Raw genomic sequence first — 13,380 nt, forward strand, 5'->3', positions numbered from 1 at the left:
GCTTGGCATGGGCCTTGCATGGAGTTTGTCAACTTGTAATGACGAGTTATGTCGACATCGCGACACAGTCGACGCTCGCACATGCGAGGCGCTTCGAATACAAAACTGCATCGCCGAGGAGACGCCTTTCGGCTCGCACGCTGTGCCGAAAAGCAGACGGTCGATGCCGATGGTTGATGTTTTAGCTGGATCACGCGCGGGCGCTCATGCGGTGTCCCGGTTATCACTGTCCGACATGGGCGGAGCAGGGAGCCGATTCATGTCACTCACCCTTAGGGTTGCATCATGCGAATCAGAGCTTTGGTTGGCCGGGCGTTGAGCAGTGCTTCACTCGTGGCGATGGGGGCTGCGCTGGCGTGCGCAAACGCCGCTCAGGCGGAAACGATCGACATCGGTATCGGCACCCAAGACACCACGACCAACACGGTCACGGGCGGCATCGTCATCAAGAAGCTTCACCTGCTGGACAAATATTTGCCGCACACGGGCAAGTACAAGGACGTCACCTACAACGTGACCTGGCAGAACGCGACGTCTGGGCCGCCAATCACCAACGGCATGATTGCCGGCAAACTGCAGATCGGCATGATGGGCGACTACCCCTTGCTCGTGAACGGGGCGACCGGACAAGCCACGCATAACGACACGGAACTCGTCGCGGTGATCGCCTACAACGCGCATGGCAGCGGCAACGGTGTGGTCGTGCCGAAGAATTCGCCTTACTACGATTTGGCCGATCTAAAGGGCAAGCGCGTCTCGGTGCCGTTCGGATCCGCTGCCCACGGCATGCTGCTCGCTGCCTTACAGAGCCGGCATCTGCCCAGTGACTACTTCGCACTCGTGAACCAGTCGCCGGAAGTGGGCAGCACCAGCATTCAGGAAAACCGCATCGACGCCCATGCGGACTTCGTGCCGTTCGCCGAGCTACTGCCCTATCGCGGCTTTGCGCGCAAGATCTTCGACGGCGCGCAAACCGGACAACCGACCCTGCATGGCGTCGTGATTCGCAAGGACTTCGGCCAGAAGTATCCCGAGATCGTCACCGCTTACATCAGAGCGTTGATGGAAGCCGACGATTGGGTCCGCCACGATCCCGAGCAGGCGGCGCAGCAGGTTCAGACGTGGACCAAGGTGGACAAGCAGGTAGCGTACATCTTCCTCGGCCCTGGTGGTATCGACACGCTCGACCCGACCATCAAGCCACGTTGGGTCGCTGCTTTGAAGACGGACTATGCGGTCCTGAAGAAGCTCGACATGGTGAAGGATCTCGACATCGACAAATGGGTCGACGACTCCTTCGTGCGGGCGGCTTTCAAAGCATCGGGCCGCGATTATGACGCGCAGCTGGCGGACTTCTCCAACTATCAGGTCCAAGGCAACGACACCTTGTGCAATGCGCCGATCGACGATCCGTCGCAGGCGGGGCAGATCTGGGCTCAAGGCGGCAAGGTCGTTTCATTCAGCTCGGCGGCATGCACGCTGGAAGGCGTGAACGCGCTTCGCGCACAGGGCAAGAAGATCGACGCCGTCTATCTGACGGACAAGACGCTCGGCGTGAAAGTCTTTGCGGATGCCGCGTTCTACACGATCGGCGCCGCAAACGGAAAAAGGCCGGACATCGAATCTTTCCTGCTCAAGCGCGATGCAGAAGCGAGCGCCAAGCGATCGGGCGAGAGTGTCGCGAGCTATGCGCAGGCGTTGAGCGCGGCCGGCAGCGGAGGGAAGTGACATGGAAGGCTCTCTCGATCTGGAGATCAAGAATGGCGCATCGCCGTTGCCTGGGCACCGGGAGGAGGGGGGCGTACCAACCCAGAGCCCCCGCATCAAGGCGTCTACGCTAAGCCGCGTGCGAGCGGCCGCCGTCAGGTTTGCGTTCGCGGTTGCGTCGATCGGCGTGCCATTTGCGCTCTGGTATTTCGGCACGCGCTACCGGGTTCAGTTCTATATCCGCTTTCAGGACGTGCCGACGCCACTGGATGTGTTTCATGCGGCAGTGCATGTCGCCGGGTCGGGCACGTTCTCAACGAACATCGTCGACAGCTTGCGGCGCATTTTCTCGGGCTTTTTCATCGCACTCGTTTCGGGCGTCGGATTGGGCTTGCTGATTGGACGGTACCGCATCGTGAAGCAACTGCTGATGCCGGCGATCGAAGTGCTACGACCCATCCCGGCCATCGCCTGGGTACCCTTGTCGATCATGCTGTGGCCGACGACGGAATCGTCCATCGTGTTCATCACCTTCATCGGCGCGTTCTATCCGATTCTGCTCAACACGGTGGACGGCGTCCAATCGCTCGACGGCGTGTTGTTGCGTGCGGGGCGCTGTCTCGGCGCGAGCGAAGCGCAGCTGTTCTGGCATGTGATCTTACCGGGGGTCCTGCCCAACATTTTCACGGGGCTCGCGGTAGGGATGGGCGTGGCGTGGGTGTCGCTCATTGCGGCCGAAATGATCGCGGGGCAGTACGGCGTCGGCTACTACACGTGGGAGGCCTATTCGCTCGTCAACTATCCGGCGATCGTCCTCGGCATGATCACGATCGGCGCCCTTGGCCTCGTTTGCAGTGGCGCGATCCGTCTCGTCGGGCAGTTGTCGATGCCGTGGCTCGCGTATGTCAACGGAGCGCGCAAATGAGCAATGCAAACAAAGGCCGTATCGACTGTCGCAACGTCGGCGTCGTGTTCGGCTCAGGCAATGCGCGGACCGAAGCCGTGAAGGACGTATCGCTCACGGTCGAGCCGCACGAGTTCGTCTCGCTGATCGGCCCGTCCGGCTGCGGCAAGTCTTCCTTGCTGAGCATCGCGGCGGGCTTCTCCAAGCCGACTCGCGGAACGGTCACGCTCGACGGCGTGCTGATCAAAAAGCCCAGCGCGGAGCGCGGCGTGGTGTTTCAGCAGTATTCGCTGTTCCCATGGCTAAGGGTGCGAGAGAACGTCGAGTTCGGCTTGAAGATGGCCGGGGTCTCGCGCGCCAAACGCGAAGGCACGGCGCGCACGTTGCTCGGCCTCGCGGGCTTGCTGGCCTTCGAAAACCACTATCCGGATCAATTGTCCGGCGGCATGAAGCAGCGCATCGGCATTGTGCGCGCCCTTGCGGCGAATCCGCGGGTTTTGCTCATGGATGAGCCCTTCGGCGCGCTCGACACGCAAACGCGGACGGTCATGCAGGAGATCCTGACGAACATGTGGCAGCGCTTCCGGCTGTCGGTGCTGTTCATCACGCACGACATCGAGGAAGCGGTGTTCCTGTCGGACCGGATCTACGTGATGACGGCGCGGCCGGGCCGCATCAAGGCTGAAATTCGCGTGCCCCTGCCGCGTCCACGGACGGCGGCGATGTTGGATACCCGCGAATTCGTCGAGCTGGTCCTTCAATTGAAAGGCCTGATTCGCGAGGAATCGCTCGCCGCGATGGGATCCGAGTTGCAATCGGGCGGCGTCGAGGGTTTCAGTATGGAGATGGGCCCGAACGGCGTCGAAGAAATGCTCTGAGCTTATCGAACGAGCATTTCATGAGGCATGACACAACGCAATGTGCGTCCCTAACCGAGGGCGGGGGATAACGCTCTCGATCCGATGGAGTGTTGCAATGAGCAAGAAACCGAACATCCTGTTCTTCCATGTCGACAATCTGGGCATGGGGGAACTCGGCTGCTACGGCGGCGGCAAGCTGCGCGGCGCGGATACGAAGCGCGTCGACGCGTTTTGCAAAGAGGGTACCAAGCTAACGCATTACGTAGTCGAGCCGCAATGCACGCCAACGCGTTCGGCGTTGATGACGGGCCGCTACCCGATCCGCTCCGGCAATCATACGATCGCATTGGGCGGCAACGGCGGCGGTCTCGTTACCTGGGAAGTCACCATCGCCGAACTGTTGGCGCAGGGCGGCTACAAGTCCTCATGCCTCGGCAAATGGCACATCGGAGCGGAAGATGGCCGTTTCCCGACCGACCACGGCTTCGACGAATGGTATGGCCCGCTTCGCACCTATGACGAATGCATGTGGCTGGAGGATCCGCACTACGTGCCGGAGCGCGATGGCTACTCGCACATGCACGAAGGTTTCAAGGGGAAGGGCGCCAAGCCGCTGCTCGATGAACAACTGACGATGGAGACGAAGAAGACCTGCGATCTCGAGTATCAAAAGCGCGGAATCGACTTCATGCAGCGTTGCGTGAAAAACGACGAACCGTTCTTCTTGTACTTCAATCACTCGCTGATGCACTTTCCGATGTCGCCGCGCAACGAGTTCGTGGGCAAGAGCACCAACGGCGAATGGGGCGATTGCCTGCTGATGCTCGATCATGATTTCGGCGTGCTGCTCGACGAACTCGACCGTCTCGGCGTGGCGAACGACACCATCGTGATCTTCTGTGGCGATAACGGTGCGGAAGACCATCTGGCGGGCCGCGGCACGGGCGGCTTCTTCGACGGCTCGTATTTCAGCTCGGCGGAAGGCGGCATCCGCACGCCACTGCTCGCGCGCTGGCCGGGCCGCATTCCGGCCGGCGTCGAAAGCAATGAGATGGTTCACGTCACCGATCTTTTCACGACGCTGCTCAAGTTCGCGGGAAGCGACACGCCTAAGGATCGGCTCATCGACGGCAAGGATCAAACCGCGTTTTTCCTCGGGGAGCAGCCGAACTCGAACCGCGAGTCGTGCATGGTATGGCTCAAGGACGAACTGCATGCAGTGAAGTGGAAAGACTTCAAGATCAACTTCAAGCGCCAGCAGCATTTTCACGACCCCGAGTTGCCGCTTGGATTCGCGCGCATCACGCATCTGCAGGAGGATCCGAAGGAGCGCGAAGCGGTCAATCAGCGCTACGTGCGGTGGTGGGTGATGCAGCACGCGCATCGCGTCGTGCGGGAGTTCGAGGATAGCGTGAAGCAAGAGGAACTGATTCCGCCGGGTTCCGCGCTGGAGTTCGTGCCGAAGTCAGTCTTCAACGCGTAACGCCATGAGCGCGCCGATGATGGACCCTCAACCCGAGAAGCAAGCGTGCCCTTGCGCCAAGGCGGCGGCCGCGTCCATGAAGGCCTCTTGCACCGATGGCATGGTACGGATCGCAGGCGGCGATTTCACGATGGGCTCCGATGTTTTCTATCGCGAGGAACGTCCGGCTCGGCGCGCCACTGCACCGGATTTTTGGATCGACTCGCATCCGGTGACGAACGCGCAATTCGCCGCTTTCGTCGAGGCGACCGGCTATGTCACGCTGGCGGAGCGGGAGCCCGATCCCGCGCTGTATCCCGATGCGGATCCGGCGCTCCTGCGTCCTGGCTCGCTCGTGTTCACGCAGCCGCAATCGCGGGTGGGATTGGGCGACTATCGACAATGGTGGGCGTATGTGCCCGGCGCGAGCTGGCGGCGCCCGCAAGGGCCCGACAGCGATCTAGCCGGTCTCGCGGATCATCCGGTCGTGCATGTGTCGTTCGCCGATGCGAGCGCTTATGCGGCATGGGCAGGTAAGTCCTTGCCGAACGAGATCGAGTGGGAATACGCGGCGCGCGGCGGTATCGACGGTGCGGTTTATCCGTGGGGCGACGAGTTTGCGCCCGACGGCATGCCGATGGCGAACACGTGGCAAGGCGAATTTCCATGGCGCAATAGCGCACTCGATGGTTTCGAACGCACCTCGCCGGTGAGGTCGTTTCCGCCGAACGGCTATGGGCTTTACGACGTTGCCGGCAATGTGTGGGAGTGGACGGTTACCCCGTACGGGCACCCGCCGGGCGTCGCGGAGACGAAGTCGTGTTGCATTCCGTCGACGGGCTCAGGCATGGCGGACGTGCGCAATGTGGTGAAGGGTGGATCGCATTTATGCGCGCCGGCGTATTGCCTGCGCTATCGGCCCGCGGCGCGTCAGGGGCAGACCCTCGATACGTCCACTAGCCATATCGGATTTCGCTGCATCGTGAGAGCGTGATCGGGCTGCCCAGGCGCGTCACACACGAATACGCGCGCCGAATTCTATGTTTCAACCGAACCGAGTACCTTTATGACACATCCTATGAGCCGGATCGATACGCCGAGCGTTACGTCGCGCATTGCTTTGCCCGCATCGCGCGCCGAACTGCAGCGCGAAATCTTGGCGGGCGTGGTGACGAGCCTCGCGTTGATCCCCGAGGTCATCTCATTCTCGTTTATTTCGGGCGTCGAGCCGCATGCGGCGCTATTTGCCTCCGTGGTATTGCTGGTGGTCACATCGCTGTTCGGGGGGAGGCCCGCAATGGTCACGGCGGCGGCAGGTTCAGTGGCGCTCGTCGTCGGGCCGATGGTCCACGCGCATGGTGCGGGCTACATTTTGCCTGCGGTGCTGCTCGCCGGCGTGATTCAGGTGGCATTCGGCATGTTGGGGTTCTCGCGTATCGTGCGCTTCATTCCCCGCTCGGTGATGCTCGGCTTCGTCAATGCGCTGGGCATTCTGATCTTTTGCGCCCAGTTGCCGCATGTGATCGATAAACCGATGGAGGTGTATCCGCTCTTTGCGATCACGCTCGGTATCGTTTTGATCGGCCCGCGCTTGGTGCGATCCGTGCCATCTCCGCTTATCGCGATCGTGGTGGCGACGGGGCTTTCCGTCGCGCTGCGATGGAGCGTGCCGACGGTCGGCGGGGCTCATCCCGGCGAAGAGAATTTGCCGGGACTCACGGCATGGGCGGTGCCGTTCGATCTGAGCACGCTGAAGGTGGTATGGCAGACGGCGATTAGCATCGCGTTCGTCGGTTTGCTGGAGACGTTGCTGACGGCCAAGCTCGTCGACGAAATGACGCAGACGCGCTCCAACAAGGCGCGCGAATCGTGGGCGCTCGGGCTCGGCAATCTCTGCGCGGGCGCTTTCGGGGGAATCGGCGGTTGCGCGATGATCGGTCAGACGGTGGTGAACGTCGGCATTGCGGGGGCGCGCACGCGCGTGTCCACCCTGGCTGCTGCAGCCACGCTGCTCCTGCTCATGACGGGGTTGAGCGCGGTGATGGCGCGCATTCCGACGGCTGCGCTCGCCGCGGTGATGATGGTCGTCGCGGTGAAGACCGTCGATTGGCACAGCTTGCGCCCGGCTACGTTAAAGCGCATGCCGCTGATGGAAACTTCGGTGATGCTGGTGTCCGTGGCATTGACGGTTTATACGGGCAATCTCGCGCTCGGCGTCTTGGGCGGCGTGTTGCTGGCGATGGTGTTGTTCGCGCGCCGCGTGGCGCACGTGATCAGCACCACGCGTGTGGTGGCCATGGACGGGCAGAGTGTGCGCTACGAGGTGCATGGGCCGTTATTCTTCGGCAGCAGCAACGACTTGGTGGACCGTTTCGAGTATGCGGCCGATCCGCGTGCCGTGATCATCGATTTCTCGAAGTCGCAGATCTGGGATGCCTCGACCGTCGCGGCGCTCGATTCGATCGAGACGAAGTATCGACAGCGCGATATTGCGGTGGTGTTTACCGGTCTGGATGAACGAAGTCGCGCATTCCATGCTCGGCTCAGTGGAAATCTGAACGTCAATTGATCGGGGGTTGCAGTGCTTCGAACCTTCACGAGGTGGCCGCCGCTAGGACGTGAATCCTGCGCGTAATTCAATAAAATCAATCGGCTAAGTCGATTCTTGCTCCCGCAATTTACACAAGATGGGCGCTTGGAGAGCCTCGTTGCGCCTAAAGTGGTCGAAGTTTGCGGAGCAAAAATCGACGCTCGAAGCGAGATCGGTGCCGGCAGCCGGAGGACTCGAGGTCATTTGCCGCTCGAGATTCGATCACACGACCCCACCGTTCGGCCGACTCGTGCGAGCTTGCGCGCGAGCCGGCCCATCAAGAGCGTCGCCGTTGACGCACCCCTATTTGTCGTGGCAATGGCGTCGATGTTAACTAAACTGCGTTAGAGGAAGGCCGCCGTGCGCATGCGATCGTCGGAACCTCAACTCCCGATTCGCGCCGAAACGTTGGTGACAGCAGGTTGGGGGAATGATCATACCGTTGAAGGGGCCACTGCGCGCACCGTGAGGCGTGACGTGCTCTGACGTTGCCAGCATCAAGCAGTCGGCATGAGCAGAGTCCGGTTTCGAAGGAGCTGCGATGGTAGAACATCCGTTGTCGAATGGCGGCAAAGCGGTCATGACTTTCGAGTCTGTCCAGACGCTGATCGATGCGCTCGTCGCCGGCGGGTATCAGGTGATAGGGCCAACGGTCCGAGACGGGGCGATCGTCTACGACCGAATCGCGGGCGTGCCGGATTTGCCGGCCGGCTGGCGCGATGTTCAGGATGCCGGCCGTTATCGCTTGGAGCGTCGCGACGACGCAGCCCTGTTCGGTTTCGCCGTCGGGCCGCATTCCTGGAAGCGCTTTTTGCATCCGCCTGTCGAGACGCTTTGGCAGGCGGACATTGGCGACGAAGGGCTCTCGATCACGGCCGCGGCCGATCGTCCTTCGAAATTCGCGTTTATCGGCGTGCGTTCCTGTGAAATCCGGGCCATCCTATCCAGGATCGGGTCTTTTGCGAAGGAATTTACCCGGATCCCGGCTATGAAATGCGTCGCCGTAATGCGTTCATCGTTGCGGTGAACTGCGCGCAGGCCGGCGGAACCTGCTTCTGCGTGTCGATGCAAACGGGGCCGAAGGTGGAGTCCGGGTTCGACCTGGCACTGACCGAGCTGCTCAGCGGGAACGTGCATGAATTCCTGGTGGAAGTCGGCAGCGCAGCCGGTGCCGAGATTCTTCGGCAGATCCCTTGTCGGCCCGCGACCGACATGCACCGTACGGCTGCCGACAGGGTCGTCGCACAGACGGCGAAACAGATGGGCCGAAAACTTGAAACGGACGGAATCAAGCAGTTGCTGCAAGGCAACCCGAACCATCCGCGCTGGGACGACGTGGCGGAACGGTGCCTGACCTGCGGCAACTGCACGATGGTTTGCCCGACCTGCTTCTGTACGACGGTCGAGGATCACAGCGACCTGGCCGGGCAATCCGCCGAGCGAGTTCGCAAATGGGACTCCTGTTTCACGATGGACTTCTCGTACATCCACGGCGGCAGCGTGCGAAAAACGACGCGCTCGCGCTACCGGCAATGGATGACGCACAAGCTCGCGAGTTGGATCGACCAGTTTGGAACATCGGGTTGCGTCGGATGCGGTCGCTGTATCACCTGGTGCCCAGTCGGTATCGACATCACAGAAGAGGTCGCCGCCATTCGCGCAACCGATGCCGCGCCAAAGGGGGACGAGTATGGAGGGGCTTGACCATCTTCTGCGCGAACACCCCTTCTTTGCCGGATTGGCTCCCGCGCATAGTCGATTGATGGCCGGCTGTGCCCGGAACCACCGCTTCAATGCGGGACACTACCTGTTAAGGGAAGGCGAGAGCGCGAACGAGTTCTTCCTGATCCGTCACGGCAAGGTCGCGCTGGAGATCGTCGCACCCGGGCAGACGCCGATCGTTATCGCGACCCTCGGCGCCGGCGAGATCGTGGGGACGTCATGGCTCATTCCTCCGTATCGCTGGACTTTCGATGTCAGGGCGGTGGAGCTCACGCGGGCGATCGGTATGGATGCTAGGTGTCTGCGCGACAAGTGTGAGGCCGACCACGATCTGGGCTACGAACTCATGAAGCGCTTTCTGCCGATTTTCGTGAAGCGGCTGGAGGCAACGAGGCTGCAACTGCTCGATGTCTACGGGAAGCGCTGAGATGACGTTCCCCGCCCGCTCCGATGGTCCGTTTGTCCCGCAGATTTACCGGGTCGCTCGGGTGCGCCGCGAACTGCACGACACGACAACGCTCGAGTTCGTCCCGCTCGCCGGATCACGACCCGCATTCGAGCCGGGGCAGTTCAACATGCTCTACGTCTTCGGCGTCGGCGAAGTGGCGATCAGCATGAGCGGCGACCGGGCCGACGAGCACGCGTTCGTTCATACGGTACGCAACGTCGGCGCTGTCAGCGGGGCGCTCGCCAGGCTTGAAGAGGGGGCGACGATCGGGCTGCGTGGGCCGTTTGGAACGGGCTGGCCGGTTGCCGCTGCCGAGGGCTCGGATATCGTCATCGTGGCAGGCGGTCTCGGCCTCGCGCCGCTGCGTCCGGCAATCTACGACGTGCTGGCCAACCGGAGCCGCTACGGACGCGTCGTTATCCTGTTCGGAAGCCGCAATCCGAAAGAAGTGCTCTACCGTCGAGAATTGGAGCAGTGGCGCAAGCGTCTGGATGTGCAGATCGAGGTAACCGTCGATCACGCGGACGCGAGCTGGCATGGTCACGTCGGGGTCGTGCCGGCGCTGGTTGCAGGCGCGGCTTTCGATCCGCGCGAAACCGTTGCACTGGTGTGCGGGCCGGAGGTAATGATGCGCTTCACCATCAATGCGCTGCGCGACGCCGGCGTCCCGCCCAACTGTATTTATTTGTCGATGGAGCGCAACATGAGATGCGCGATCGGCCTGTGCGGTCACTGTCAGTTCGGGCCCACGTTCGTCTGCAAGGATGGGCCTGTGATGCGGTTCGACGCGATTGCCCGCATTTTCTCCGTCCCGGAGATCTGAGATGAACGCACCGGACACGGTCCAGCGCAAACGGCCGCGGCTCGCGGTCTGGAAGTTCGCTTCTTGCGACGGTTGCCAGCTGTCCTTGCTGGATTGCGAGGACGAACTGCTTGCGCTTGCCGATGCCATCGACATCGCCAATTTTCCGGAAGCCTCCAGCGCCACCGGAGCCGGACCTTACGATCTCTCGCTAGTCGAAGGATCGATCACCACGCCGCACGATGCCGAACGCATTCTGGCAGTGCGGCGGCGATCGAACTATCTGGTGACGATCGGCGCTTGTGCGACGGCAGGTGGTATCCAGGCGTTGCGCAATTTCGCCGACGTGCGCGAGTTCGTAGCCGCAGTCTATGCATCGCCCGAATACATCTCGACGCTTGCAACATCGACGCCGATCTCGGCGCATGTGAAGGTCGATTACGAACTGCGCGGCTGCCCGATCAACAAGATGCAGCTCATCGAGGTCATCTCGGCGTTCCTCGCCGGTCGCAAGCCGGCGATTGCGAGCCACAGTGTCTGCGTGGAGTGCAAGCAGCGCGGCACGGTGTGCGTGATGGTGCAAGGCACGCCCTGCCTGGGGCCTGTCACGCATGCGGGGTGCGGCGCAATCTGCCCGGCTTTCCGGCGTGGCTGCTATGGCTGCTACGGCCCGATGGAGACGCCGAACATGGGTGCGTTGACGCGCGAATGGCAGGCGCTCGGCGCGAGGCCGTTGGATATTCGGCGTGCGTTACGTACCTTCAATGCGACGGCACCGGAGTTTCTGAAGGAGAGCGAGGCTCATGGCGACGAAGACGATCCGGGTTGACTATCTCACTCGAGTCGAGGGGGAGGGCGCGCTCGATCTGCATCTCAAGGACGGGCAGGTGACATCGGCGCGGCTCAACATCTTCGAGCCTCCACGCCTGTTCGAAGCGTTGCTGCGCGGGCGAGGTTTTGCCGAAACGCCCGACATCGTAGCCCGCATCTGCGGGATTTGCCCGATCGCCTATCAGATGAGTGCTGCCCACGCGATCGAAAACGCCTTCGGCATCAGGGTGGATGGGCAGCTTCGAGCCTTGCGCCGATTGATTTACTGCGGCGAATGGATTGAGAGCCATGCGTTGCATGTCGTGATGCTGCATGCGCCGGATTTCCTCGGTTTCCCGGATGCGATTCAGATGGCCCGTGAGCACGGTGACGCTGTCCGCCGGGGCCTTGCCTTGAAGAAAGCCGGTAACGAGTTGATGCGGCTACTGGGGGGGCGCGAGATTCATCCCGTCAACGTAAAGGTGGGTGGCTTCTACCGTGTGCCGCAGCGCGATGAGCTGGCTCCGGTTGCCGAAAGCCTCCAGCGTGCGCGCGACCTTGCCGTGGACCTGGTCCGGTGGGTCGCAAGCTTCGACTTTCCCGGGTTCGAGCGGGACTACGAGTTCGTCGCGCTGCGGCACCCGGAAGAATATCCGTTCAACGAAGGGCGGCTTGTCTCAACGCGCGGCATCGATATCGACATCGCGGATTACGAGACCGAATTCGAGGAAAGGCACGTGGCGCATTCAACCGCACTGCATTCGGTGGTGAAACGGCGCGGGGCGTATCTGGTCGGGCCACTGGCGCGCTACGCGCTCAACTTCGATCGGTTGCCCGAGTCGGTGCAGGAGCTGGCCCGTGAGGCCGGGCTCGGCCCGGTGTGCAGAAACCCGTTTCGCAGCATCGTCGTGCGAGCGCTCGAAGTGGTCTACGCATGCGAGGAGGCGCTGAGACTGATCGCGGCCTATGAGCCGCCGCAGGTCTGTGCGGTGCCGGTCAAGCCGCGCGCGGGCGTGGGCGTCGGCTGCACCGAGGCGCCCCGCGGGATCTGCTGGCATCGCTATCGCCTCGATGCGAACGGGGCGATCGTCGAGGCGCGCATCGTGCCGCCCACCTCGCAGAATCAACCGAGCATCGAGGAGGATTTGACGGCGGTTGCGACGGCCTGGCTCGATCAGCCCGACGATGTATTGCGGGATCGATGCGAACAGAGCATCCGCAATTACGACCCCTGCATCTCGTGTTCCGCACACTTTCTCAGACTTTCGGTGCATCGGACATGACGCGAACGGACAGATCCTGCGCGACGCCACGCAAAGTGCTGGTGGTTGGCATGGGCAACCCCGATCGCGGCGACGATGGCGTCGGGGCGCTGGTTGCGCGCAGCCTGGCCGGACGGCTGCCCGCCGACGTCTCGATCGTCGTGCGTAGCGGCGATGCGCTCTCGCTGATAGAGGATTGGGCCGGCTTCGACGCGTTGGTGTGTGTGGACGCCGCAGCGCCAGTGGACACGCCGGGCCGCATCCACCGGATCGATCTTGCGTCGGATGAACTGGAGCGGGACGTCTCGCTGGCGTCGAGTCACGCGTTCGGCGTGGCGCAGGCGATCGAACTCGCCCGCACGCTGGGGCTCGCGCCCCGCGACATGATCGTCTATGCGATCGAGGGCGTCTGCTTTGAGGGGGGCGCGCCCATCGCGCCGGAAGTGCTGGCCGCTGCAGCCGACGTAGCCGGGCGCGTCGCCGCCGAGGTACGCAGGCTCAGGCAGGCCGTTGCGGAGATCGGTCCTCATGCATGAAACAGGCGTGGTGCGAAACCTAGTGCGCCAGTTGGAAAGGGAGGCCCGGAAAAACGGTGCGGTCCGCGTTCGCGGGGTCGGGGTCTGGCTGGGCGCGCTGAGCCAGTTTTCGCCGGAACACTTTCGTGAGCACTTCGTCGACGAAGCATGCGGCACGTTGGCCGAGGGCGCCACGCTTCGCATCGAGGCGTCACGGGATGTCATTGATCCGCACGCGCAGGACGTGATGATGACCAGCATCGAGTTCGACGTGTACGACGGGAAGGAGTGAGACAGC

General features: G+C 62.3%; 14 protein-coding genes. All 14 read left to right on the forward strand.

Features of this window, described 5'->3' with window-relative positions; translation table 11 throughout:
- Window positions 1-285: 285 nt before the first annotated feature.
- The 14 genes from MMB74_RS01365 (at window position 286) to MMB74_RS01430 (ending at window position 13,374) form a co-directional block, all read left to right on the forward strand.
- The gene (locus MMB74_RS01365; RefSeq protein WP_277426793.1) at window positions 286-1,728 is read left to right on the forward strand and encodes an ABC transporter substrate-binding protein; all 1,443 of its coding nucleotides are present in this window, start codon (window positions 286-288) and stop codon (window positions 1,726-1,728) included.
- A gap of 1 nt (window position 1,729) precedes the next feature.
- Window positions 1,730-2,632, forward strand: coding sequence for an ABC transporter permease (locus MMB74_RS01370; RefSeq protein ID WP_277426794.1), 903 nt, complete (start codon window positions 1,730-1,732; stop codon window positions 2,630-2,632).
- Entirely contained in the window at window positions 2,629-3,489 is an 861-nt protein-coding gene (locus MMB74_RS01375; RefSeq protein WP_277426795.1) for an ABC transporter ATP-binding protein, read from the forward strand. Before MMB74_RS01370 ends, MMB74_RS01375 begins: the two co-directional genes overlap by 4 nt.
- Window positions 3,490-3,586: 97 nt before the next feature.
- Window positions 3,587-4,954: an arylsulfatase gene (locus tag MMB74_RS01380; RefSeq protein ID WP_277426796.1), complete on the forward strand. Its 1,368-nt coding sequence runs from the start codon at window positions 3,587-3,589 to the stop codon at window positions 4,952-4,954.
- Between the two features lie 4 nt (window positions 4,955-4,958).
- Window positions 4,959-5,927: a formylglycine-generating enzyme family protein gene (locus tag MMB74_RS01385; RefSeq protein ID WP_277426797.1), complete on the forward strand. Its 969-nt coding sequence runs from the start codon at window positions 4,959-4,961 to the stop codon at window positions 5,925-5,927.
- Between the two features lie 72 nt (window positions 5,928-5,999).
- Entirely contained in the window at window positions 6,000-7,502 is a 1,503-nt protein-coding gene (locus MMB74_RS01390) for a SulP family inorganic anion transporter (RefSeq protein WP_277426798.1), read from the forward strand.
- A 562-nt stretch (window positions 7,503-8,064) separates the two neighbouring features.
- Window positions 8,065-8,550, forward strand: a complete 486-nt coding sequence (locus MMB74_RS01395; protein WP_277426799.1) for a hypothetical protein — start codon at window positions 8,065-8,067, stop codon at window positions 8,548-8,550.
- A 38-nt stretch (window positions 8,551-8,588) separates the two neighbouring features.
- Window positions 8,589-9,227 (forward strand): 4Fe-4S dicluster domain-containing protein, encoded by a 639-nt coding sequence (locus MMB74_RS01400; RefSeq protein WP_277427116.1) that lies wholly within the window; start codon window positions 8,589-8,591, stop codon window positions 9,225-9,227.
- The gene (locus MMB74_RS01405; protein WP_277426800.1) at window positions 9,214-9,672 is read left to right on the forward strand and encodes a cyclic nucleotide-binding domain-containing protein; all 459 of its coding nucleotides are present in this window, start codon (window positions 9,214-9,216) and stop codon (window positions 9,670-9,672) included. The genes MMB74_RS01400 and MMB74_RS01405 overlap by 14 nt, the downstream gene beginning before the upstream one ends.
- 1 nt (window position 9,673) lies before the next feature.
- Window positions 9,674-10,516, forward strand: coding sequence for an FAD/NAD(P)-binding protein (locus tag MMB74_RS01410; RefSeq protein ID WP_277426801.1), 843 nt, complete (start codon window positions 9,674-9,676; stop codon window positions 10,514-10,516).
- Window position 10,517: 1 nt separating this feature from the next.
- Window positions 10,518-11,324: an oxidoreductase gene (locus tag MMB74_RS01415; RefSeq protein ID WP_277426802.1), complete on the forward strand. Its 807-nt coding sequence runs from the start codon at window positions 10,518-10,520 to the stop codon at window positions 11,322-11,324.
- Window positions 11,299-12,588 (forward strand): Ni/Fe hydrogenase subunit alpha, encoded by a 1,290-nt coding sequence (locus MMB74_RS01420; protein ID WP_277426803.1) that lies wholly within the window; start codon window positions 11,299-11,301, stop codon window positions 12,586-12,588. Before MMB74_RS01415 ends, MMB74_RS01420 begins: the two co-directional genes overlap by 26 nt.
- Window positions 12,589-12,638: 50 nt before the next feature.
- Window positions 12,639-13,103 carry a hydrogenase maturation protease gene (locus MMB74_RS01425; RefSeq protein WP_277426804.1) on the forward strand — a complete coding sequence of 155 codons (465 nt, stop codon included), beginning with the start codon at window positions 12,639-12,641 and terminating at the stop codon, window positions 13,101-13,103.
- The gene (locus tag MMB74_RS01430; protein WP_277426805.1) at window positions 13,096-13,374 is read left to right on the forward strand and encodes a hydrogenase maturation nickel metallochaperone HypA; all 279 of its coding nucleotides are present in this window, start codon (window positions 13,096-13,098) and stop codon (window positions 13,372-13,374) included. The genes MMB74_RS01425 and MMB74_RS01430 overlap by 8 nt, the downstream gene beginning before the upstream one ends.
- Window positions 13,375-13,380 lie beyond the last annotated feature (6 nt).

Origin of the sequence: Trinickia sp. Y13 (genome assembly GCF_029522115.1) — a bacterium.
Classification (GTDB): domain Bacteria; phylum Pseudomonadota; class Gammaproteobacteria; order Burkholderiales; family Burkholderiaceae; genus Trinickia.

Coding starts and splice junctions, on each gene's coding strand:
- MMB74_RS01365 (WP_277426793.1), top strand. CDS start 286: ATGCGAATCAGAGCTTTGGTTGGCCGGGCGTTGAGCAGTGCTTCACTC.
- MMB74_RS01370 (WP_277426794.1), top strand. CDS start 1,730: ATGGAAGGCTCTCTCGATCTGGAGATCAAGAATGGCGCATCGCCGTTG.
- MMB74_RS01375 (WP_277426795.1), top strand. CDS start 2,629: ATGAGCAATGCAAACAAAGGCCGTATCGACTGTCGCAACGTCGGCGTC.
- MMB74_RS01380 (WP_277426796.1), top strand. CDS start 3,587: ATGAGCAAGAAACCGAACATCCTGTTCTTCCATGTCGACAATCTGGGC.
- MMB74_RS01385 (WP_277426797.1), top strand. CDS start 4,959: ATGAGCGCGCCGATGATGGACCCTCAACCCGAGAAGCAAGCGTGCCCT.
- MMB74_RS01390 (WP_277426798.1), top strand. CDS start 6,000: ATGACACATCCTATGAGCCGGATCGATACGCCGAGCGTTACGTCGCGC.
- MMB74_RS01395 (WP_277426799.1), top strand. CDS start 8,065: ATGGTAGAACATCCGTTGTCGAATGGCGGCAAAGCGGTCATGACTTTC.
- MMB74_RS01400 (WP_277427116.1), top strand. CDS start 8,589: ATGCAAACGGGGCCGAAGGTGGAGTCCGGGTTCGACCTGGCACTGACC.
- MMB74_RS01405 (WP_277426800.1), top strand. CDS start 9,214: ATGGAGGGGCTTGACCATCTTCTGCGCGAACACCCCTTCTTTGCCGGA.
- MMB74_RS01410 (WP_277426801.1), top strand. CDS start 9,674: ATGACGTTCCCCGCCCGCTCCGATGGTCCGTTTGTCCCGCAGATTTAC.
- MMB74_RS01415 (WP_277426802.1), top strand. CDS start 10,518: ATGAACGCACCGGACACGGTCCAGCGCAAACGGCCGCGGCTCGCGGTC.
- MMB74_RS01420 (WP_277426803.1), top strand. CDS start 11,299: ATGGCGACGAAGACGATCCGGGTTGACTATCTCACTCGAGTCGAGGGG.
- MMB74_RS01425 (WP_277426804.1), top strand. CDS start 12,639: ATGGGCAACCCCGATCGCGGCGACGATGGCGTCGGGGCGCTGGTTGCG.
- MMB74_RS01430 (WP_277426805.1), top strand. CDS start 13,096: ATGCATGAAACAGGCGTGGTGCGAAACCTAGTGCGCCAGTTGGAAAGG.